Below are 20016 nucleotides of genomic sequence, written 5' to 3' on the forward strand. Positions count from 1 at the left end.
TGACCCGTGCTCGCACCGGCGACGCCAGACATTCGGGGAGTCGGAATCATGACGGTTTCCTGGCAGGGCAAGGCGATCGACACCCTCTTGGACGAGGGCAGCGCGGGGTTGCAGTACTGGATCGAGTTCACGCCGCTGTACGAGGCGGCGTTCGGCGACAACGAGAGACGCGTCGGCGTCGGCAAACTGCTGGCGATGTACGACGAGCAGCGCGGCACCCGGTTGGACAGACTGGAGCAGACGGGCGAGGCGCTGAAAGCCGCACTGTCGGAAGTGGATCGGCAATGGGACGCGCAGCAGGGCTACACCCGTCGGCTGCCCGGACTGTGGCAGGGTACGGCGGCCGCCGCCGCGCTCGACATGCTCGGCAAACAGTCGGTCCTGGCCGACGAGGACCGGCAGCACGTCAGGGCCGCCGTCACCGTGATCGCCGATATGGCGGGTTCGCTGCGGTCGGCGGTGGCCGCGAAGGCGTTCGCCACCCGAGAGTTGCTCGCGGGACCGGTGGGCGGCAGGAAGGTCGTCGAGATCGACGGTAAGACCCCGGCGGAGGTGAAGGTCATCGTCGACGTGCACAACGCGCGGGAATGGATCGACGCCGACCAGGTCCGCGAGCTGGGCCGCATCTTCCCCGCACTCGCCGTGCCGGAGGACAAGATCAACACAAGCGTGCTCGGCTTCATCAACTCCGACAGCGAGAACATGCTCACCGGCGCGTACGGCGAGCGAGTGCGCAGCGTCACCGATGAATGGCTGACCAAGACGTTCAAGCCGGACTTCGACCGCAAACTGTCGTCCTATATCGACGTCTGTACCGAGGTCGATCGACTGTTCAAGGACCAGTACAAGAACCTGGCCGATGCGCTGACGCAAGTGGCCGAGCATGGCTACCCGCGACCGGAAGGTCCGTCCGAACCACAACCGGGGACACCGGTCGACCAGGACAAAACCGAGGTGACCAGTGCGTCCGCCCCGCCGGGCCCGCCCGCCGCCACGGTCCCAGCGAGCACGACACCGAGCACAGTCCCCGCGTCGACCACACCGACCACAGTCCCCGCGTCGACCACACCGACCACGTCGGACAACCCGTCCACGCCGAGTATTCCGACCGCACCGAGTATCCCGACCACACCGAGTATCCCGACCGCCCCCGCGCCCAGGATGCCCGCACTGGACGGACTTGCCGCGCTCAGCCAGGTGGCGCGGGAATTCGCGCCGCTTGCAACCGGTCTCGGTCAAGCGGTGGAGCAGGGCGTGTCCGCGTTGAGCGGAATCATCGAAAGCGGAGTCGACGACGCGATCGAAAAGCTCATGCACAGCATTGATCCGCAGAACGCCGAAGCCGACGACCGGGACGACGAAGGTCGGAACCGAAAGCCGCGCGCCGAGGCGGAATTCGATATCGGCGGTAAGCATGTGCAGTTCGAGATGGGGCCGGACGGCCGGTTGAAACTCGTCCTCTCCGATACCACCGGTGCGGAGCAGGAGTTCACCGTCGAGCTGAACGAGCACGGCATACCGGTCATCTCGACGATGGAGCCGGACGCAGACAACGCGCAGCCCCCGGCGCCTGAGGCTCTTACGCCGGAGTCTCGGAACGGGGAGTCTCCGGCACCGGAACCTCAGGAAGAAGAGAAAACGCCCGCTCCAGGTTCGGAACCGGACACCGAGGACGATCGGCCCGGGCTGCCGAGCGGAACCTTGCCGCGCACCCGGCGCGAAGAGGACGGCGAGCACTACCCGAAGCCGATGCCGGAGCAGGGCGCGCGGGAACCGGACGTTCCAGTGGACAGTGGCGCGGAACTCGCCGAAGCCGGGCCGCTGGACGCGGGGTTCGCCGAGGCGGGTCCACTGTGAGCCCGTCCGGGACGAGGTCGCACACCGCATGAGCGAGGAGGCGCAGCATGGTCGACTACGCCGAGGAAGCGAGGCAACTCGCCGCCGAGAACCAGCGCCGCATGTCGCTGCTGCTCGACGAGATCCAGGCGATCAACGAGCAGACCGCGGCGACCGGCCGGGAAATCGCCGACCGGCTGACCGCCGAGATGGAGGAGTTCTGGGTGACGCACGCCGCCGACCTGGACAAGGCCGCCGCCGAGGCGGAGGAGCGGCAGCGACTGCAAGAGGAAGCACAAGAGCAGCGCGCGGCCATCGCACGGTCGATGGCCGCCCGCCGGGCCAATCACACGGTGACGCCGGTCGATGAAGAGGACGAGGAGGCCAAGTTCTACCAACGCAAGAGCTGGCTGATCTGACCGGCGCTCCGCGGGCCGGTCGGTCGGCTACCGCCGCAGCAGCGCGGCGAGCTGGCCGACCTTCAGCTTCGGCGGCTCCTTCTCCTGCGGCGCCGCGGGGTCGACCACGGTGGTGTGCGGGATGACCTCGTCGGGATCAGTGAAGGCGCGATAGGTCTTGTCGCCCGCCAGCGTGGCGAGCAGGTAACCGGCCAGCAGGGCGCGCGTGGTGCGGGAGGTCTTCGATTCGTGCTTGCCCGCACCCACGGCGGCGAGGACGCGCCGCCCCTCGATGATGCCGTTGTGCGAGGCCTTGTCGATGGCGCGCAGGGTCGCCGGGCCGCCCCAGGCGGTGGCCAGTGGGATGGCGTTCGAGCTGACCGAGGTGATGTCGGTCGCGCCGGCCAGGATCAACGCCGGAACGTCCAGCTCCGGTGCGACGGCTTCGGCGGCAGGCGCCGTCGGCGCGGGGAACAACGCCGCGACGGTGGCGACGTCGCGGCGGCCTGCGGCGATGACCGCGGCGCCCGCTCCCATGCCGTGCCCGGCCAGAGCCAGGCGCTCCGGATGCACGCTGATCTCGCCGTCCCCGAGCCGCACGCCGGTGCAGATGTCGAGCGTGGTGAGCAAATCGGCGGCCAACCCCAGATGTGACGGAATCGGTCCGCGCTCGGTGTCGGGCGCGGCGGCCACTATTCCCCAGGAAGCGAGGTGTTCGAGCAGCGTGCGGTAGTGGTTCGCCCCGGTCAACCAGCCATGTCCGAACGCGACGGCAGGTAGGTTCCGCCCGGTCTCGGGCGTGAACACCACCCCCGGCTGGCCGGCGATGGCCAGATTGCCACGCAACACGCGGTGCGGGCCCCGGCTGGTCAGGGTGCTCAATAGCGATTTCACAGACGCCGACACGACGTGAACGTTATCCGATAAGTAGTGTGGTGAGCCATGTGCGGAATCGTGGGGTACGTCGGGTACCGAGACGCGCTCGGCGTCGTCGTTGACGCGTTGCGCCGCATGGAATATCGCGGATACGACTCCGCGGGTGTGGCGATCCTGGATGGCGCGGGCACGCTGGCGGTGGAACGCAAGGCGGGCCGCCTGGCCAACCTGGAGGCCCAGCTCGCCGAAACCGGGATCGATCGCTTCGTGGGCACCACGGGCATCGGGCACACCCGCTGGGCCACGCACGGCGCGCCGACCGACCGCAACGCACACCCGCATCGGGACCACACCGGCAAGGTCGCCGTCGTACACAACGGCATCATCGAGAACTTCGCCCCGCTGCGTCGCGAACTGGAGGACGCCGGGGTCGAGCTGAACAGCGACACCGACACCGAGGTCGCGGTGCACCTGGTGGCCCGCGCGTACGCCCATGGCCCGACCGCAGGCGACTTCGCGGCCAGCGCGCTGTCCGTCCTGCGCCGTCTGGAGGGCGCGTTCACGCTGGTCTTCACGCATGCCGACCATCCGGACACGATCGTGGCGGCGCGCCGCTCCACCCCGCTGGTGGTGGGCGTGGGCAAGGGCGAGATGTTCATCGCCTCGGATGTCACGGCGTTCATCGAGCACACCCGCGAGGCGGTCGAGCTCGGTCAGGACCAAGCCGTGGTGATCACCCTGGACAGCTACCGGGTCACCGACTTCGCCGGCGAGGACGCGAGCTCGCGCACCCGCCCGTTCACGATCGACTGGGACCTGGCCGCCGCCGAGAAGGGCGGCCACGACTACTTCATGCTCAAGGAGATCGAGGAGCAGCCCGCGGCGGTCGCGGACACCCTGATGGGGCATTTCAGCACCGACCACGACGGCGCGGGCCGGATCGTGCTGGACGAGCAGCGCCTCGCCGATCAGGAGCTGCGCGATTTCGACAAGGTTTTCGTCGTGGCGTGCGGCAGCGCCTATCACTCCGGCCTGCTGGCGAAGTACGCCATCGAGCACTGGACGCGGCTGCCCGTCGAGGTGGAGCTGGCCAGCGAGTTCCGCTACCGCGATCCGGTGCTGGACCGCTCCACGCTGGTGGTGGCGATCTCCCAGTCCGGCGAGACCGCCGACACGCTGGAGGCGGTGCGGCACGCGAAGGAACAGAAGGCGCGCGTCCTCGCGATCTGCAACACCAACGGCGCGCAGATCCCTCGCGAGTCCGACGCGGTGCTCTACACCAGGGCCGGGCCGGAGATCGGCGTCGCCTCCACCAAGGCGTTCCTGGCCCAGGTGACAGCGAATTACCTGGTCGGGCTCGCCTTGGCGCAGGCGCGCGGCACCAAGTACCCGGACGAGGTGGCCCGCGAATTCACCGAACTCGAGGCGATGCCGAAGCTGGTGGAGCGCGTGCTGGAGACCGCGCCGCAGGTGCGGGCCATCGCGCGGGAGCTGGCGCAGGTGCCGACCGTGTTGTTCCTGGGCAGGCACGTCGGTTACCCGGTGGCCTTGGAGGGCGCGCTCAAGCTCAAGGAACTGGCCTACATGCACGCCGAGGGGTTCGCGGCGGGTGAGCTCAAGCATGGTCCGATCGCCCTGATCGAGGACGGCCTGCCGGTGATCGTGGTGATGCCGTCGCCGAAGGGGCGCGCGGTGTTGCACTCGAAGCTGCTGAGCAACATCCGGGAGATCCAGGCTCGCGGCGCGCGCACCATCGTGATCGCGGAGGAGGGCGACGACACGGTGCGTCCGTTCGCCGACGACCTCATCGAGATCCCGAGCGCACCGACGCTGTTCCAGCCGCTGTTGTCGACGGTGCCGTTGCAGATCTTCGCCGCCGAGGTGGCGCAGGCGCGCGGCTACGACGTCGACAAGCCGCGCAACCTGGCCAAATCCGTCACCGTGGAATAGTTCGGCGGCCGCGCACTTCGCAGTGCGCGGCCGCTGTTTCGCCGGGGCGACCGGCGGCTATGCCGGCACGGTAGCCAGGGGCTCCGCCGGGGCGGTGGGTGTCGCGCGACGCTCGAGCTGCCCGGACAGGATCGCGAGCAGTAGCGCCGCCAGCACCAGACCGACGCCGACCCAGTTGGGTGCGGTGTAGCCGTAGCCTGCGGCGATCACCACGCCACCGAGCCAGGCCGACACCGCGTTGCCGAGGTTGAACGCGCCGATGTTCACCGCCGACGCGAGGGTCGGTGCGCCCGCGGCCTGGTCGAGGACGCGCTTCTGCAACGGCGGCACGGTCGCGAAGCCCAGTGCGCCGATCAACACCACCGTGACGGCGGCGGCTATCTTGTCGTGCGCGGTGATGGTGAACAGCGCGAGGACGAGCGCGAGCCCGCCGAGTGTGAGATACAGCATCGGCATCAGATGACGGTCGGCGAACTTGCCGCCGATGAGATTGCCCGCGAAGAAGCCGAGGCCGAAGAGCACCAGCAGCCAGGTGACCGAACTCTCCGCATAGCCGGTGACCTCGGTCATCATCGGCGCGAGATAGGTGATCGCGGCGAAGACCCCGCCGAAGCCGAGGACCGTCATCGCCATCGCCAGCAGCACCTGGGGGTTGCGGAACACCGCCAGTTCGGTGCGCAGCGCGGCGTTCGCCGCGGCAGGCTGTTCCGGGACCAGCGCCGCGACGCCGAGCAGGCCGATCAACCCGACCAGTGCGACGAACACGAAGGTCAGCCGCCAGCCGAAGTGCTGGCCGAGCAGCGTTCCCAGCGGTACGCCGACCACCGTGGCGACGGTGAGTCCGGTGAACATGATCGCAATCGCACCGGCGCGCCGATCGGCGCTGACCAGGGTCCCGGCGACGACCGCGCCGATCCCGAAGAACGCGCCATGGGCCAGCGACGCGACGATCCGTCCCGTCAGCATCAGCGCGAAGGTCGGTGCCGCGGCGGACAGGAGGTTGCCGACGACGAGCAGCGTCAGCATGCCGAGCAGCATCCGTTTGCGCGACAGCCGGGTACCCAGCCCGGTCATCAGCGGCGCACCCGCCACGACGCCGAGCGCGTAGCCGGTGACCAGCAGGCCCGCGGTGGGGATGGACACCGAGTAGCTGCTCGCGATGTCTGGTAGCAGTCCGACGACGACGAATTCCGTCGTCCCGATTCCGAATGCCCCGAGGGTCAGGGCGAGGAGTGCGAGGGGCATGAACGAAGCCTCCACGTGACGTTGCTTCAAACTATTACAGGCGGAAACAATAATTGCATACGCTCTTTAATTGCAAGCGCGGGCTATTGTGATCCCTGGCTATCCTGGAGACACGAACCCCGACGCCGAAGGAACGCCGATGACCGCGGATGCCGCCCTGACCGGCCTCGCCGATGGTTGGTACGCACTCTCGCTGCTACACGACCGGATCGAGGCGCACATCGAGCGGGCCCTGCAATCCGGCCACGACCTGAGCGTTCGCGAGTACTCCCTGCTGGTGGTGCTGAGCCGCCAGCACGACGGGCCGGGCGGGCACCTGCGGATGAACCAGGTGGCCGAGGCCGTGGTGCTGAGCCAGAGCGCGACCACCCGATTGGTTTCCCGGCTGGAAGATCGCGGCCTGCTCCAGCGTTACCTCTGCCCCGACGACCGTCGCGGCATCTACACCGATGTCACCCCGGCGGGCTTGGACCTGCTCGAACAGGCGCGGCCCACGCACGACGCCGCCCTGGCCGGAGCACTCGGGCAGGCGGCCGCCGATCCCGAACTCGCTCCGCTCGTGGCCGCGGTCGAAGCACTGAACACCCACGGCGCACGGCACCGCGACTACCGTCCGGTGTGAGTGCGGGACGGCTCGGCGATCAATGAGTGCGGAGTCGAGGTCCGGGCTTTTCTCGGGGACGCTTCGTCGGAGGTTTTCGCGGTTTCTCGGCTGGACCTCGCCGAGGCGACGTCCGGAGCGCTTCGCCGGTGGAATGCCCCCGCTAGGCCCGAAGGGTCCGTACCCTGCGGTTTACTGCACGGTGACCGAGCCGCGCATCTCCGGGTGCAGCGAGCAGAGATAGCGGTAGGTGCCCGGCGCGGTGAAGGTGTAGCTCCACTCGCCTTTGTCGAAGATCGGGCTGTTGATGCCCATGGCCTTGTCGCCGATGCCCTGCACCGTGTGCGGGACCTTGTCGTCGAATTTCCAGGTGACCGTGTCGCCGACCGCCACGGTGACCTCGGCGGGGGAGAATTTCATGTCATGCGCCACGACGGTGGCTGCGGCGGGCTTGCGGTCACCGGTCTGCTGTGCGGTGGTGGTCGGCCGAGCCGGTTTCCTCGTCGTGGTGGCGGCCGAACCGGATTCGTCGCCGCCGCAACCGGACAGTAGGAGCGCGCAGGCCAAGGCGACTCCCGTGACGACGCGGACGATCCCGATGCGGCGGACGCTTGGCATGATGGCCAAGCGTAGTAGGCCACACCGACGGAGGGAGCGGCGATGTCCACGCAGCGGGGCTATTTCACGGTGGACGAAGTGCGCGCGGCGGAGGCCGAGCTGTTCACCCGGGTGCCGGACGGCGTGCCCATGCGCCGGGCGGCGCACGGCCTGGCCACGGTGGTGGCGGGCGAACTCAGGGAGCGTACCGGCGGTATCGCGGGGCGGGCGGTGACCCTGCTGGTCGGTTCCGGGGACAACGGCGGCGACGCGCTCTGGGCCGGAGCGCGGCTGCGCCGCCGCGGTGTCGCGGTCACCGCGGTGTTGCTCAGCCCGGAGCGGGCGCACGCCGGAGGACTCGCGGCGCTGCGCGGAGCGGGCGGTCGAGTCGCCGACGACGTGGGCCGCCCGGATCTGGTGATCGACGGCATCGTCGGCATCTCCGGTCGCGGTGCGTTGCGGCCGCGTGCCGCCGAAATCGTTGCGGCGCTGGAGGCTCCGGTCATCGCGGCAGACCTGCCCAGCGGCGTCGACCCGGGCACCGGCGCGATCGAAGGCCCGGCGGTTCGCGCGGACGTCACGGTCGCGTTCGGCGCGTACAAGCCGGTGCACGCGCTCGCCGCGCCGCAGTGCGGGCGAATCGAATTGGTGCCCATCGGTTTACGTCTCCCGGAGCCGGGCCTCCTCGCGCTGGAGCCCGCGGCGATCGGGGCCGCGTGGCCGGTCCCCGGCCCGGCCGACGACAAGTACACGCAGGGTGTGACGGGCGTATGCGCGGGTAGCGCCACGTATCCGGGCGCCGCGGTGCTGTGCGCGGGCGCCGCCGTCGCGGCGACATCGGGCATGGTGCGGTATGCCGGGACCGCGGCGGCCGAGGTGCTGAACCACTTCCCCGAAGTGATCGCCGCGGAGGAGGTCGCCGCGACCGGTCGCGTACAGGCCTGGGTCTTCGGTCCCGGCGCGGGCACCGACTCCGCCGCCAGGGAACGCCTGCGCGAGATCCTGGCCACCGACCTCCCGGTGGTGATCGACGCGGACGGCCTGACCATGCTGGCCGCGGAGCCGGACTTGGTGCGCGGTCGTGCGGCCCCGACCGTTCTGACTCCGCACGCGGGCGAGTTCGCCCGCCTCACCGGCCACGAGGTCGGTCCCGACCGGGTGGCAGCGGTCCGCGACTTCGCCGCTTCCTGGCAGGTGACGGTGCTGCTGAAGGGTCGCGCCACGCTCGTCACCGCCCCGGGCGGTCCCGTGCTGGTCAACGAGGCGGGCGGTTCCTGGGCGGCGACCGCGGGCGCGGGCGACGTGCTCTCCGGCATCATCGGGGCGCTGCTCGCGGCGGGGCGGGAACCCGCATGGTCGGCGGCGGCGGCCGCGCGCGCGCACGCGTTGTCCGCGAACCTCGCCGCACATGACGCCGCCCCGGCGGGAACTCCGATCTCGGCGAGCGTGCTGGCAGCTCACGTCCGCCCCGCCATCGGCGTCCTCCGTGGCCTGGCACACCCCTTCTGACTGTTTCCGCCCGCCACGGTGATGGAACCGGTACGAGCCGATGGCCGCATTCAGCCGGACCGACGGGTTCCGGCGGGCGCAAAGCTGAGGCGCCGAGTGCCGGGTGCCGATGGCGTCGACGTATCGATGCTGGTCGTGGCGCTCGACACACCGGCCCGAGCGCCACGGAAACCGATTGGAACCAGAATCGAGCGCGCCAATAGACTCGACCGGAATCAACGCAACGACTGATCTCGAGAGCATATGGGTAACTCGTCGGGCACGCCCGAAATCCAGGCGGCATCAAACGCAGGACCTGAACGTGAATCCTGCGCGTCCGACTGGGACGGCCCGGATACGCGGAGAGGCGGCACAGCGCAAGTGGAAACGGTCATCGACCTGGACGCCATCGCCCACAACGTGCGGATCCTACGGGAGCACGCGGGCGGCGCCGCGGTGATGGCGGTGGTGAAGGCCGACGGCTACAACCACGGCGCGGTCGAGGTGGGCCGGGCCGCTCTGGCGGCGGGCGCGGCGGAACTGGGTGTCACGACGGTGGGCGAGGCCGTGCAGTTGCGTGCGGCCGGGATCACCGCGCCCATCCTGTGCTGGTTGCACAGCACGGACACCGACTTCGCGCCTGCGGTGGCCGCCGACGTCGAGATCGGGATCTCTTCGGCGGCTCATCTGCGAGCGGTCGAGGCCGCGGCGCGCGAGCTGGGCCGTCCGGCGACGGTCACCCTGAAGGTGGACACCGGCCTGAACCGCAACGGCGTGTCGCCGGACGCGTACCCGGAAGTCCTGACGGCGCTGCGCGCTCTGGTCGACGAGGGTGTGGTGCGGTTTCGCGCGATCTTCTCCCACCTCGCGCACGCCGACGAACCCGAGCATCCCAACAACGACGCGCAACGCGCCCGGTTCCTGGAGGCCATCGCCACGGCCAAGGAGCACGGCCTGGAACCGGAGCTGGTGCACATCGCCAACTCCGCCGCTACCCTGACCCGCCCTGACCTGGCCTTCGACTTGGTCCGGCCGGGCATCGCCATGTACGGCCTGTCCCCGATACCGGACGACGATTTCGGCCTGCGGCCCGCGATGACGTTCCAGGCAGAGGTCGCCCTGGTCAAACGAGTGGCCGCGGGCGAAGGCGTTTCCTATGGGCACCAGTGGATCGCGCCGCGCGACACCACCGTCGCGCTGATCCCCGCCGGTTACGCCGACGGCGTTTTCCGCCCCCTGAGCGGACGTTTCGATGTCTGGCTCGGCGGGGCGCCGCGCAGGAACGTGGGGCGGGTGTGCATGGACCAGTTCGTCGTCGACCTCGGTGACAACGCGGCGGGCGTTCGGGAAGGCGACACCGCGATTCTCTTCGGTGCGCGACCGCACGCCCAGGAGTGGGCGGACCTGCTCGACACCATCCACTACGAAGTGGTGTGCTCACCGCGCGGCCGGGTCACCCGGCGCTATGTCGGTGGCGTTCGATGAGCCGCTTCCGGGTGACCCCGCTGCGCGGCGGGCTGGCCACGGCTGGTTTCGTCGGTGCGCTGGCAGGCGCGCACGCCTTGCGTCGCGCCGGTGCGCGGGTGTTGTGGCCCGCGCGGGGCGACGACTACCGCGACGAGAATTTCGCGCTGATCGATGCCGACCGCGCGGGGACGGTGCTCGCCGACGACGGCGTGCCGTTGGCCACGCGGATCTGCGGCCCCGACGACGCACCGGTGACGGTGATCTTCGTGCACGGCTTCTGCAACAGCATGGCTTCCTTCCACTTTCAGCGTCGTGACCTGGAAAAGCGCTACGGCGCAGGACTTCGCATGGTGCTGTTCGATCTGCGCGGGCACGGCCGTTCCGGCGTGCCGAGCGCCGCGAGTTGTACCGTCGCCCAGCTCGGGAGCGACCTCGCCGCCGTGCTGAACGCCACCGCTCCGGCCGGGCCGGTGGTGCTGGTCGGGCATTCGCTGGGCGGGATGGCGATCCTGGCCGCGGCCGCGCGATTCCCGGAATTGTTCGCGGCCAGAGTGATCGGGATCGCACTGCTGTCGACCGCGGCCGCCGAGGTCACCGCGGCGGGAATCGGGCAACTGTTGCGCAATCCCGCGATCGACGGGTTCCGGGTGGCCGTGTACACCGCGCCCGCGCTGGTGCAGGCGGGCCGCGTCACCGCTCGGCGGGTGATCACGCCGATCCTGCACGTCAGCTCGTTCCACGGACCGGTGAGCCCGACGCTGTCGCGCTTCATGACGCTGATGATCGACCAGACGCCGGTGGAGACCGTAGTGAAGTTCCTGCAGGCCATCGAGCTGCACGACGAGTCGGCGGCGTTGCCCGCGCTGGCGGGCACACCGACCCTGGTACTCGGCGGCGGGCACGATCTGGTGATCCCGTTCCGGAATTCGCGTGCGCTCGCCGCCGCTCTGCCGTGCAGCGAACTCATCCGGTTGGAAGGCGCGGCGCACATGCCGCATCTGCAATACCCGGACATAGTCAACGCCGCGCTGGATCGCTTGCTGGTGCGTGCGGGCGTGGTCGACCCGGCGCAGGGGGAGGCCTCGGAGGTGGCCCGTGGCTGATCCAGGGCATCGAGTGCTGCCCACCGTCGCCGACACCGAGGCGCTGGGCCGGGAACTGGCCACCGATCTGCGTGCCGGGGATCTCGTGGTGCTGGACGGTCCGCTCGGCGCGGGCAAGACCGCACTGACCCGCGGTATCGCCGAAGGTCTTGGCGTGCAGGGGCGGGTCAGCTCGCCGACGTTCATCATCGCCCGCCAGCACCGCGCGGGGCAGCGCGCAGGCGGCCCGTCGGTGCCCATGGTGCACGTGGACGCCTACCGGCTCGGCGGCGACCTGGACGAGCTGGACGCGCTGGACCTGGACACCGATCTGCATCAGGCGGTCGTCGTGGTGGAGTGGGGCCGCGGCGTGGTGGAGCACCTCGCGGATCGGCATCTGCGTGTGGTGCTGTCGCGGGCGCCGGACTCGGATGTGCGCACCGCCAGCTGGGAATGGGTGAATTAGCTACCGGGTAGCTCTGCATCGGCCTCACCTACCACCCGGTATCGTTGGCCCAATCATGCTTGTACTAGCCGTCGACACCGCGACACCCGCCGTCACAGCGGGACTGGTGGACTTGGAGCAGGGCGCCGACGCGGCGAATCCGGTCCGGGTACGCACCGTCGCATCCCGGGTGCGGGTCGACCCCCGCGCCCATGCCGAGGTACTCACTCCGCAGATCCTCGAATGCCTCACCGAGGCAGGTCGTTCCAGGACCGAGATCGACGCGATCGTGGTCGGTGTCGGTCCGGGTCCGTTCACCGGCCTGCGCGTCGGCATGGCCACCGCGGCCGCGTTCGGCGACGCGCTCGGGATCCCGGTGTACGGCGCGTGCAGCCTCGACGCGATCGCAGCCGACGCCGCCGTCGACCCAGCGGTGCCGCCCCCCGTGGAGCTCCCGCCCGAAGCCGAACTGCTCGTGGTGACCGATGCCCGGCGGCGCGAGGTGTATTGGGCGCGGTACCGGGAGGGTGCCCGCGTGGCCGGACCCGAGGTGTGCAAGCCCTCGGACTTGGACGCGGGGGAGGCCACGGCGATCGCCGGATCCGCTTCGCACGTCGACTTCTTCGATCTGCCCGTGCTCCCCGCCGAGACGCCCTCGCCCGCCGGGTTGGTCCGCGTCGTCGCCGCCGAGGTGCTGTCCCGCAGCGTGCCGGAGCCGCTGGTTCCGCTGTACTTGCGCAGGCCGGACGCGGTCGAGAACGCCTACCGCCGACTCGACCGGACGGGGGCGTGAAGCCGGTGACTTTCCGAATCGCGCCGATGGTGGCCGCCGACATCACGCGCTGCGTCGAACTGGAGCAATTGCTTTTTCCGGAGGACGACCCGTGGGCCGCCGTGGCGTTCCAGTCCGAGCTGGCCGGGCGGCACAACCGCTACATCACCGCGCGCGACGACGACGGGCGAATGGTCGGCTACGCGGGTATCGCCCTGCTGGGTGATGCCGAACACCCCGAGGCCGAGGTCCACACCATCGGCGTCGACCCCGGCTGCCACCGCACAGGTGTCGGCACGCTCCTGCTGGAGGCGCTGCTCGCCGAGGCGGACCGGCGCGGTGGACCGGTGTTCCTGGAGGTCCGCACCGACAACGCGCCGGCGATCGCGCTGTACGCCAAGCACGGGTTCCACATCATCGGGTTGCGCAAGAACTACTACCACCCCAGTGGCGCGGACGCGTACACGATGCGTCGCCCCGCGCTGACCAGCGGGGAGCGCTGGCGCACACGGGACGAGGTGTTGTCGTGATCGTCATGGGCATCGAAAGCTCCTGCGACGAAACCGGAGTCGGCATCGTCCGCAGGAACCCCGACGGCACCTGCGTACTGCTCGCCGACGAGGTCGCTTCCAGCGTCGACCAGCACGCGCGCTTCGGCGGCGTCGTCCCCGAGATCGCCTCGCGCGCGCATCTCGAGGCGATCGTGCCCGCGATGCGCCGCGCGCTGTCGGCCGCGGGCATCGCGAAACCGGACGCGTTGGCGGTGACCATCGGCCCGGGCTTGGCCGGTGCGCTGCTGGTCGGTGTCGCCGCGGCGAAAGCGTATGCGGCGGCGTGGGATGTGCCCTTCTACGCGCTCAACCATCTCGGCGGGCACGTCGCGGTGGACACTCTGGAGCACGGGCCGATGCCACCGTGCGTCGCGCTGCTGGTGTCGGGCGGGCACACGCATCTGCTGCACGTCACGGATCTGGCCGAGCCGATCGTCGAGCTGGGCAGCACCGTCGACGACGCGGCGGGCGAGGCGTTCGACAAGGTGGCGCGGCTGCTCGGGTTGGGCTTTCCCGGCGGTCCGGCGCTGGATGCCGCCGCGACGGCCGGTGATCCGCGCGCCATCGCCTTCCCCCGCGGCATGACCGGGCCGCGCGACCCGCGCTACGACTTCTCCTTCTCGGGTCTCAAGACCGCGGTCGCCCGTTACGTGGAGGCGGCCCAGCGCGACGGCGTCGCCGCGGAGGATCTGCCCATCCCCGATATCGCGGCGTCTTTCCAGGAGTCGGTCGCGGATGTGCTCACGATGAAGGCGGTTCGCGCGGCCCAGGATGTCGGCGTCGGCACACTGGTGCTCGGCGGCGGCGCGACCGCCAACTCGCGGATCCGCTCGATGGCCGAGGAACGCTGCGCCGCAGCCGGTTTGACCTTGCGGGTGCCCAAGCCTCGGCTGTGCACGGACAACGGGGTGATGATCGCCGCGCTCGGCGCGCATGTCATCGCTGGTGGCGCGGCTGCTTCGCCGCTGACGGTCGCCACCGATCCGGGTCTGCCGGTGTCGGTCAGTATGGTTCGCTGACCGGCTCGGATTCAGCGCACGAAGCGGCGGCGGCCGCACCGGGTTTCTTTCCGGTGAGATCGCCGCGAAGGGCCGTCGTGCGGCCGGATCAGTTCGGTGCGAGCAGTCCGGGATGCGACGCCGACCCCGAATTCCCCCGGAGGAGTGGCAGGCTCGACCGCGCGGGCGCCTGGGTGGGCGTCGGGCTCGTGCCGGGTGCCGGAGCGGTCGGCGCCGCCGGGTACCACGTCCGGCTCGATGGCGATTCGGGCGAACCGTTCGGTGCCGCATTCGGATTCCCGAACAGGGGGCCGAGCAGTTCGGGGAACGGAATCGGCGGAAGGTTCGGATCCGGGCGCAGCGTGGGCTGCGTGGGTGTGATCACCTGCGTGGACGACGGCCCGCCGGTCGTGCTCTGCGGTCCGCGTTCCGTGGTCGTCGGTGCGATGCCGGTGTTGTCCGGCGTGCGGTTGTGCGGCGTGGCGGCAGCCGTGGTCGCGGGCGGCACGGACGTCGGGTTGGGCAGTTGCGACGCGCTGCTCGTGGTCCCCGCGGGAGAGACCTCGTCATCCGAGGTCGGCGCGAACGTCTTGACCCCGTAGCCGACGATCAGTCCGACGACCACGATCGCACCGGCGAGCGTGCCGAACACCTTGGTCACCGTCCCCGCGGGCGCGTCGCCGCCGAGCCCGGCGACCGGGAACACCGACGGCTGCATCGAATCGGCGACCAGCGCCGCGCCTTTGGCGGTCACCGCCTCGGGATCCGGCACGGTGAACACGGGGATGTCCAGGGCGGCGGTGAGCGTATCGAGCACCGCGGGGATGTTGGCGCCGCCGCCGATGACCGTGACCGCCTGCGGCTGCCTGGGCGCCCGGGCGAACGACATCGTGACGAACCGCGCCAGGTCGCGCAGCAGGTCGGCGATCAACTCTTCGAAGTCGGCCCTGGTCAGCTTCAGCGGACGACCGGCGACGTGGTCGATGGTGACCGCGGGCGCGATGGACAGGTGCTCCTTCGCCGCGCGGCCCCGGTTGGTGAGCATGCCGCGGTTGGGGCGGGTACCGCGCCGGGCGAAGTGCAGGTCCACCAGATGGTGGTAGATGAGATCGTCGATCGCCTTGCCGCTGACGGTCGCGGTGCGATCGGAACGGAGCAGGGAGCCGTCGGCGCGGTCGGCGACGGTGACGCCGAGCCCGGACGCGCCGAGATCGACGATGGCGACCGTGTCGTAGCGGTCCAGCAGGCCGGTGTGCCGCAGGTAGGTCAGCGCGGCGGTGCCCTCCGGGATCAGCCGCAGGTCGCGCTGTTTTCCGGTGGCCGAGCGGATGATCTGGGCCTGCTCCTTGGTGCGGTAGGCGACCGCGACGCTGGTGGGCGGGTGACCCGTCGCCGGCTCGAAGTCGCGTGGCCCGCCCGCGAAACGGCCGCCGACCGGGCGGATGATCTCGCGTGGCGGCTGCGTGGTCGGCAGCTGGGTCGTCATCAGCTCGATCGAGGACGACACCAGGTCACCGAGATCGGAATGAGCCGCGTCGGCGGACACGACGCGGTAATCGAAGCTCTGCGTGCCGTTCGGCGCGGTGGAGACCAACGCCGAGCACACGACCTCTGCCCCGGCCGAGATGCCGAGGGATGTTCGCATGTTCACCTCCCTTCGAGCGGATGGTCATGGTGTCGCCGACCATCTCGAATGGACTGCCGGACCGCCGTATGGATGACGCGCGACCCGGACCGGGAAACGAACCGGCCCCTCGTCCGGGTGGGTCGCGGGGACCGGCCATGGATCACGTGTGTCTTGCTCTCTGGTGAAGCTGGTGGTGCAACGATCGTGCTGCGGCGCTGCGGGTTCGGCGACGCTGTGGTACCTCTGTGCCGCCTGGCCGCCGCTCGGAGGAGCGACGAACCGGCGGCCGGACCGCAACCGTCGTCAATAGTGTCACAATCCGTTATCCGAACGTTACTGTTTTCCCGAACTTATAGCCAAGCTCGCAGTGTCGCCGGGCGCGCCGCGCAAAGTTGGCACCGCCCAGCCTTGAGCGCTGGCACTCTCATGTATAGAGTGCTAGTCGGCACTGTGTGTAGTGCTTGTGCCAGCAGCTTGACCACTGGGCAGGGGTCCCGGCACCCGCGACGACGGGGCTATGCGCAGGGTCAGCATCGTGACCAACCGACGAGTTCGGAGCGACGAGTTCCGGACGACCGAATCCCCTGAAAGTGGAGGGCTCAACGTGGCGAGCGTGAACATCAAGCCGCTCGAGGACAAGATCCTCGTCCAGGCCAACGAGGCCGAGACGACGACGGCCTCCGGCCTGGTCATCCCTGACACGGCGAAGGAGAAGCCGCAGGAGGGCACCGTTGTCGCCGTCGGTCCCGGCCGGTGGGACGACGAGGGCGAGAAGCGCATCCCGCTGGATGTCCAGGAGGGTGACACCGTCATCTACAGCAAGTACGGCGGCACCGAGATCAAGTACCAGGGCGAGGAGTACCTCATCCTGTCGGCGCGCGACGTGCTGGCCGTCGTCACCAAGTAGCCGATCAGGCACGCATGCGTTCCGCCCCGGTGTCTTTCGTGACCCGGGGCGGAGTGCGTTCGGCGCCGACACCACGGCACTGAAACACGCGGTGCGAGCGACGGGCCCTGAGGCGGCAGCCTGCGTGACGACGGGACCCGGGAGCGCCGCAATCCACTACAGGAGCGAATCCCCATGGCAAAGCAGATCGAGTTCGACGAGAAGGCTCGCCGGGCTCTGGAACGCGGCGTCGACAAGCTCGCCGACGCCGTGAAGGTCACCCTAGGCCCGCGCGGACGGCACGTCGTACTCGCGAAGTCCTTCGGCGGCCCGACCGTCACCAACGACGGCGTCACCATCGCGCGCGACATCGAGCTGGAAGACCCGTTCGAGAACCTCGGCGCGCAGCTGGTCAAGAGCGTCGCCACCAAGACCAACGACGTGGCGGGCGACGGCACCACCACCGCCACCGTGCTGGCCCAGGCGCTGGTCCGCGCCGGGCTGAAGAACGTTGCGGCCGGGGCGAACCCGATCGTGGTCGGCTCCGGCATCGCCAAGGCCGCCGACGCGGTCTCCGAGGCGCTGCTCGCGCTGGCCACCCCGGTCTCCGGCGAGCAGGCCATCGCGCAGGTCGCGACCGTGTCCTCGCGGGACGAGGAGATCGGCGAGATGGTCGGCAAGGCGCTGACCACCGTCGGCAAGGACGGCGTCGTCACCGTCGAGGAGTCCTCGACGCTGCAGACCGAACTCGTCGTCACCGAGGGCGTGCAGTTCGACAAGGGCTACCTGTCGCCCTACTTCGTCACCGACCCCGACAGCCAGCAGGCCATCCTGGAGGACGTGTTCGTCCTGCTGCACCGCGAGAAGATCAGCTCGCTGCCGGACTTCCTGCCGCTGCTGGAGAAGATCGCCGAAAGCGGCAAGCCCGTCCTGATCATCGCCGAGGACGTCGAAGGCGAGGCGCTGTCGACCCTGGTGGTCAACGCCATCCGCAAGACGATCAAGGCCGTCGCGGTCAAGGCGCCGTTCTTCGGCGACCGCCGCAAGGCGTTCCTCGACGACTTGGCCGTGGTCACCGGCGGCACCGTGGTGAACCCCGATCTGGGCATCACCCTGCGCGAGGCAGGCCTCGACGTGCTCGGCAAGGTGCGCCGCGTCGTCGTCACCAAGGACGACACCACGATCATCGATGGCGCCGGTTCCGCTGCGGACGTGGAGGCGCGCGTCGCGCAGCTGCGCCGCGAGATCGAGGCCACCGATTCCGACTGGGATCGCGAGAAGCTGGAGGAGCGGCTGGCCAAGCTGGCAGGCGGCGTCGCGGTGATCAAGGTCGGCGCGGCCACCGAGACCGCGCTCAAGGAGCGCAAGTACCGCGTCGAAGACGCGGTGAGCGCCGCCAAGGCCGCCGTGGAAGAGGGCATCGTGCCCGGTGGCGGCACCGCGCTGGTGCAGGCGAGCAGCAAGCTCGTCGAGCTGCGCGATTCGCTGTCCGGCGACGAGGCCGTCGGCGTCGAGGTGGTCCGCACCGCGCTGCGTGCGCCGCTGTACTGGATCGCCACCAACGCGGGCCTGGACGGCGCCGTGGTGGTCAGCAAGGTCGCCGAGGGCAAGGACGGCTTCAACGCCGCCACGCTCACCTACGGCGACCTGCTCACCGACGGCGTCGTCGACCCCGTGAAGGTGACCCGTTCGGCCGTCGTCAACGCGGCGTCGGTCGCGCGCATGGTGCTCACCACCGAGAGCGCCGTGGTGGACAAGCCCGCCGAGGAGCAGAACGACCACGGCCACCACGGCCACGCGCACTGAGCCCGGTTTTCTCGGGACAACGCACGGACAAGGCCCCCGAACCGCGTGGTTCGGGGGCCTTGCCGTACGCGGCCTCGACTACCGGTTGGACCGAGAGAGTTCCGAAGCGCGACACGCTGTCTGCCGCGGGATCGGAGGGAGGCCGCGGGAAGCTCAGGACCGCTGGGGTCGGTTACGCGCGGGGCGGGAATGCCTGGCGGGACGCCGGATTCAGCTGGCGACCGGTGGCTGCTCGGCGGCGATGGCCGCGAGTAGGCGAGCACGCAGCGACGGCGGCGGAGTGGCCGCCGTGGCTGTGGCGAGAACGGCGAGCGCTTCTTTCGTGTCTCTGACTTCCTGGATGAACTCCGCGCGTAGCACGGGGTCCTCGCTGTCGAACAGCTCCTGCACTTCCTGATGGTCTTCGTCGTCGATCGATCCGAGCGCGACGGTGTGCGCGAGATCGATACGGCGTTCGTTCATCTCACGTCACCCCCAAACTTTTCTTCAGTCGTGTCAATCCGTCCCGAATCCGGGACTTAACCGTAGGTAACCCTACGTCGAGGTAGGTGGCTACCTCCGCATAGGTGCGTCCGCCGTAGTAGGCGAGCGAGATGGCTTCCCGCTGGGTTTCGGTGAGTGTGGCCAGACCGGCCAGGACGGCCTGTTGTTCGAGCCTGCGCTCGACCTCTTCGGTGACCTCGTCGAATTCGTTGCCGAGCACCCGGATCCCGTACGCGACCTCGCGCTGGGTGTGGGCTTGCTCGGCGCGGACCCGGTCCACGGCGCGCCGGTGGGCGAGCGTCATCAACCAGGTGACCGCGGAACCTTTCGCCGGATCGAAACTCGATGCCATGCGCCAGACCTGCAGATAGACCTCTTGCGTGGTCTCCTCCGCGTAGCCCGGATCGTGCAGAACGCGCAAAACCAGACCGAAGACGCGCGCACACGTCCGGTCGTACAACTCGGCGAATGCTTCCTGGTCGGCTCGACCGCATCGATGCAAAAGCGCGGCGAGCTCGATACTTTCGGCTGCGCGTGCCGTAACCGCAGAATCCACCGTGGGTGGGAAGGCTGCTCTTCGGAACGAGTCGCCCTCTGCGGCCGACGGCCGCGTTGTCACAACGCTCCATTCTGTGTCATCGGTCACTACCGTAGCGCGCCGCTATGACCTCCCTTCGGGTGGGGTGGCCACAAGGCTCGTCGTGGACCGGCGCCGCGTTGCGGAAAGCGCCGATACGCCGGACATCTCGGGAGCGACACGCCGTGACACGCCGAACCGTCGCACCGTGCCGGAACGCCGGGTGCACGACCTCCGGCCTCGCTCGGCGGCCGGCCGATCGATGGTGACGATCGGAACCCACGCGCCGACCTTCGGCGCGGAACCGGTCACCGTGTCATGTGAGCGGCTC

The 20016-nt window shown here is 69.7% G+C and carries 19 protein-coding genes; 13 read left to right on the plus strand and 6 right to left on the minus strand.

From position 1 onward, the window contains the following. Positions 1–48: 48 nt before the first annotated feature. Positions 49–1857, plus strand: coding sequence for a hypothetical protein (locus ACFV2O_RS13580; protein WP_379252029.1), 1809 nt, complete (start codon positions 49–51; stop codon positions 1855–1857). 47 nt (positions 1858–1904) lie between these two features. Beyond that, on the plus strand, positions 1905–2255 hold the full coding sequence (locus tag ACFV2O_RS13585; protein WP_379252030.1) for a hypothetical protein: 351 nt from the start codon (positions 1905–1907) through the stop codon (positions 2253–2255). Between the two features lie 27 nt (positions 2256–2282). Here the strand turns inward: ACFV2O_RS13585 and ACFV2O_RS13590 are convergent, their stop codons facing one another. Then, complete coding sequence (locus tag ACFV2O_RS13590) at positions 2283–3140, minus strand: hypothetical protein (RefSeq protein WP_355076274.1); 858 nt, start codon at positions 3138–3140, stop codon at positions 2283–2285. A gap of 36 nt (positions 3141–3176) precedes the next feature. Between ACFV2O_RS13590 and glmS the strand changes: the two genes are divergently transcribed. Next, entirely contained in the window at positions 3177–5060 is a 1884-nt protein-coding gene (glmS, locus tag ACFV2O_RS13595; RefSeq protein ID WP_356964722.1) for a glutamine--fructose-6-phosphate transaminase (isomerizing), read from the plus strand. Positions 5061–5117: 57 nt separating this feature from the next. Here the strand turns inward: glmS and ACFV2O_RS13600 are convergent, their stop codons facing one another. After that, positions 5118–6305, minus strand: coding sequence for an MFS transporter (locus tag ACFV2O_RS13600; RefSeq protein WP_379252031.1), 1188 nt, complete (start codon positions 6303–6305; stop codon positions 5118–5120). A gap of 139 nt (positions 6306–6444) precedes the next feature. Between ACFV2O_RS13600 and ACFV2O_RS13605 the strand changes: the two genes are divergently transcribed. Then, positions 6445–6927, plus strand: coding sequence for a MarR family transcriptional regulator (locus tag ACFV2O_RS13605; RefSeq protein ID WP_356964719.1), 483 nt, complete (start codon positions 6445–6447; stop codon positions 6925–6927). Between the two features lie 171 nt (positions 6928–7098). Here ACFV2O_RS13605 and ACFV2O_RS13610 read toward each other — a convergent pair whose 3' ends face one another. Next, positions 7099–7524 carry a cupredoxin family copper-binding protein gene (locus ACFV2O_RS13610; RefSeq protein WP_355076281.1) on the minus strand — a complete coding sequence of 142 codons (426 nt, stop codon included), beginning with the start codon at positions 7522–7524 and terminating at the stop codon, positions 7099–7101. 42 nt (positions 7525–7566) lie between these two features. Here ACFV2O_RS13610 and ACFV2O_RS13615 point away from each other — a divergent pair, with 42 nt between their 5' ends. The 7 genes from ACFV2O_RS13615 to tsaD all read left to right on the plus strand — a co-directional run bounded on the left by ACFV2O_RS13615 (position 7567) and on the right by tsaD (position 14327). Beyond that, complete coding sequence (locus tag ACFV2O_RS13615; RefSeq protein WP_379252032.1) at positions 7567–9012, plus strand: NAD(P)H-hydrate dehydratase; 1446 nt, start codon at positions 7567–7569, stop codon at positions 9010–9012. Positions 9013–9255: 243 nt separating this feature from the next. Beyond that, positions 9256–10476: an alanine racemase gene (alr, locus tag ACFV2O_RS13620; protein ID WP_379252033.1), complete on the plus strand. Its 1221-nt coding sequence runs from the start codon at positions 9256–9258 to the stop codon at positions 10474–10476. Next, complete coding sequence (locus ACFV2O_RS13625) at positions 10473–11561, plus strand: alpha/beta fold hydrolase (protein ID WP_379252034.1); 1089 nt, start codon at positions 10473–10475, stop codon at positions 11559–11561. Before alr ends, ACFV2O_RS13625 begins: the two co-directional genes overlap by 4 nt. Further along, positions 11554–12006, plus strand: coding sequence for a tRNA (adenosine(37)-N6)-threonylcarbamoyltransferase complex ATPase subunit type 1 TsaE (gene tsaE, locus ACFV2O_RS13630; RefSeq protein ID WP_355076288.1), 453 nt, complete (start codon positions 11554–11556; stop codon positions 12004–12006). Before ACFV2O_RS13625 ends, tsaE begins: the two co-directional genes overlap by 8 nt. Positions 12007–12061: 55 nt before the next feature. Continuing rightward, entirely contained in the window at positions 12062–12778 is a 717-nt protein-coding gene (tsaB, locus tag ACFV2O_RS13635; protein ID WP_356964715.1) for a tRNA (adenosine(37)-N6)-threonylcarbamoyltransferase complex dimerization subunit type 1 TsaB, read from the plus strand. A 5-nt stretch (positions 12779–12783) separates the two neighbouring features. Continuing rightward, positions 12784–13287, plus strand: coding sequence for a ribosomal protein S18-alanine N-acetyltransferase (rimI, locus tag ACFV2O_RS13640; RefSeq protein ID WP_355076292.1), 504 nt, complete (start codon positions 12784–12786; stop codon positions 13285–13287). Next, positions 13284–14327, plus strand: a complete 1044-nt coding sequence (tsaD, locus tag ACFV2O_RS13645) for a tRNA (adenosine(37)-N6)-threonylcarbamoyltransferase complex transferase subunit TsaD (protein ID WP_379252035.1) — start codon at positions 13284–13286, stop codon at positions 14325–14327. The genes rimI and tsaD overlap by 4 nt, the downstream gene beginning before the upstream one ends. An 88-nt stretch (positions 14328–14415) precedes the next feature. Here tsaD and ACFV2O_RS13650 read toward each other — a convergent pair whose 3' ends face one another. After that, positions 14416–15951, minus strand: coding sequence for an Hsp70 family protein (locus ACFV2O_RS13650; RefSeq protein ID WP_379252036.1), 1536 nt, complete (start codon positions 15949–15951; stop codon positions 14416–14418). A 586-nt stretch (positions 15952–16537) separates the two neighbouring features. Here ACFV2O_RS13650 and groES point away from each other — a divergent pair. Together groES and groL are read left to right on the plus strand one after the other, a co-directional pair. After that, complete coding sequence (gene groES / locus ACFV2O_RS13655; RefSeq protein ID WP_028479292.1) at positions 16538–16840, plus strand: co-chaperone GroES; 303 nt, start codon at positions 16538–16540, stop codon at positions 16838–16840. A gap of 174 nt (positions 16841–17014) precedes the next feature. Next, on the plus strand, positions 17015–18625 hold the full coding sequence (groL, locus tag ACFV2O_RS13660) for a chaperonin GroEL (protein WP_356964710.1): 1611 nt from the start codon (positions 17015–17017) through the stop codon (positions 18623–18625). Positions 18626–18835: 210 nt separating this feature from the next. On the opposite strand, the gene ACFV2O_RS13665 is transcribed toward groL, so the two are convergent. Beyond that, complete coding sequence (locus ACFV2O_RS13665) at positions 18836–19087, minus strand: hypothetical protein (protein WP_355076299.1); 252 nt, start codon at positions 19085–19087, stop codon at positions 18836–18838. 1 nt (position 19088) lies between these two features. Next, on the minus strand, positions 19089–19664 hold the full coding sequence (locus ACFV2O_RS13670; protein ID WP_355076300.1) for a sigma-70 family RNA polymerase sigma factor: 576 nt from the start codon (positions 19662–19664) through the stop codon (positions 19089–19091). Positions 19665–20016: the final 352 nt, after the last annotated feature.

Origin of the sequence: Nocardia sp. NPDC059691 (assembly GCF_042733915.1) — a bacterium.
GTDB classification, from domain to species: Bacteria; Actinomycetota; Actinomycetes; order Mycobacteriales; family Mycobacteriaceae; genus Nocardia; species Nocardia sichangensis.

Bases quoted from the DNA above. Each gene is read 5' to 3' on its own strand.
- ACFV2O_RS13600 (WP_379252031.1), bottom strand. From the start codon at position 6,305: ATGCCCCTCGCACTCCTCGCCCTGACCCTCGGGGCATTCGGAATCGGG.
- groL (WP_356964710.1), top strand. From the start codon at position 17,015: ATGGCAAAGCAGATCGAGTTCGACGAGAAGGCTCGCCGGGCTCTGGAA.
- ACFV2O_RS13580 (WP_379252029.1), top strand. From the start codon at position 49: ATGACGGTTTCCTGGCAGGGCAAGGCGATCGACACCCTCTTGGACGAG.
- ACFV2O_RS13615 (WP_379252032.1), top strand. From the start codon at position 7,567: ATGTCCACGCAGCGGGGCTATTTCACGGTGGACGAAGTGCGCGCGGCG.
- glmS (WP_356964722.1), top strand. From the start codon at position 3,177: ATGTGCGGAATCGTGGGGTACGTCGGGTACCGAGACGCGCTCGGCGTC.
- ACFV2O_RS13610 (WP_355076281.1), bottom strand. From the start codon at position 7,524: ATGCCAAGCGTCCGCCGCATCGGGATCGTCCGCGTCGTCACGGGAGTC.
- alr (WP_379252033.1), top strand. From the start codon at position 9,256: ATGGGTAACTCGTCGGGCACGCCCGAAATCCAGGCGGCATCAAACGCA.
- ACFV2O_RS13585 (WP_379252030.1), top strand. From the start codon at position 1,905: ATGGTCGACTACGCCGAGGAAGCGAGGCAACTCGCCGCCGAGAACCAG.
- tsaB (WP_356964715.1), top strand. From the start codon at position 12,062: ATGCTTGTACTAGCCGTCGACACCGCGACACCCGCCGTCACAGCGGGA.
- ACFV2O_RS13605 (WP_356964719.1), top strand. From the start codon at position 6,445: ATGACCGCGGATGCCGCCCTGACCGGCCTCGCCGATGGTTGGTACGCA.
- ACFV2O_RS13665 (WP_355076299.1), bottom strand. From the start codon at position 19,087: ATGAACGAACGCCGTATCGATCTCGCGCACACCGTCGCGCTCGGATCG.
- ACFV2O_RS13650 (WP_379252036.1), bottom strand. From the start codon at position 15,951: ATGCGAACATCCCTCGGCATCTCGGCCGGGGCAGAGGTCGTGTGCTCG.
- ACFV2O_RS13625 (WP_379252034.1), top strand. From the start codon at position 10,473: ATGAGCCGCTTCCGGGTGACCCCGCTGCGCGGCGGGCTGGCCACGGCT.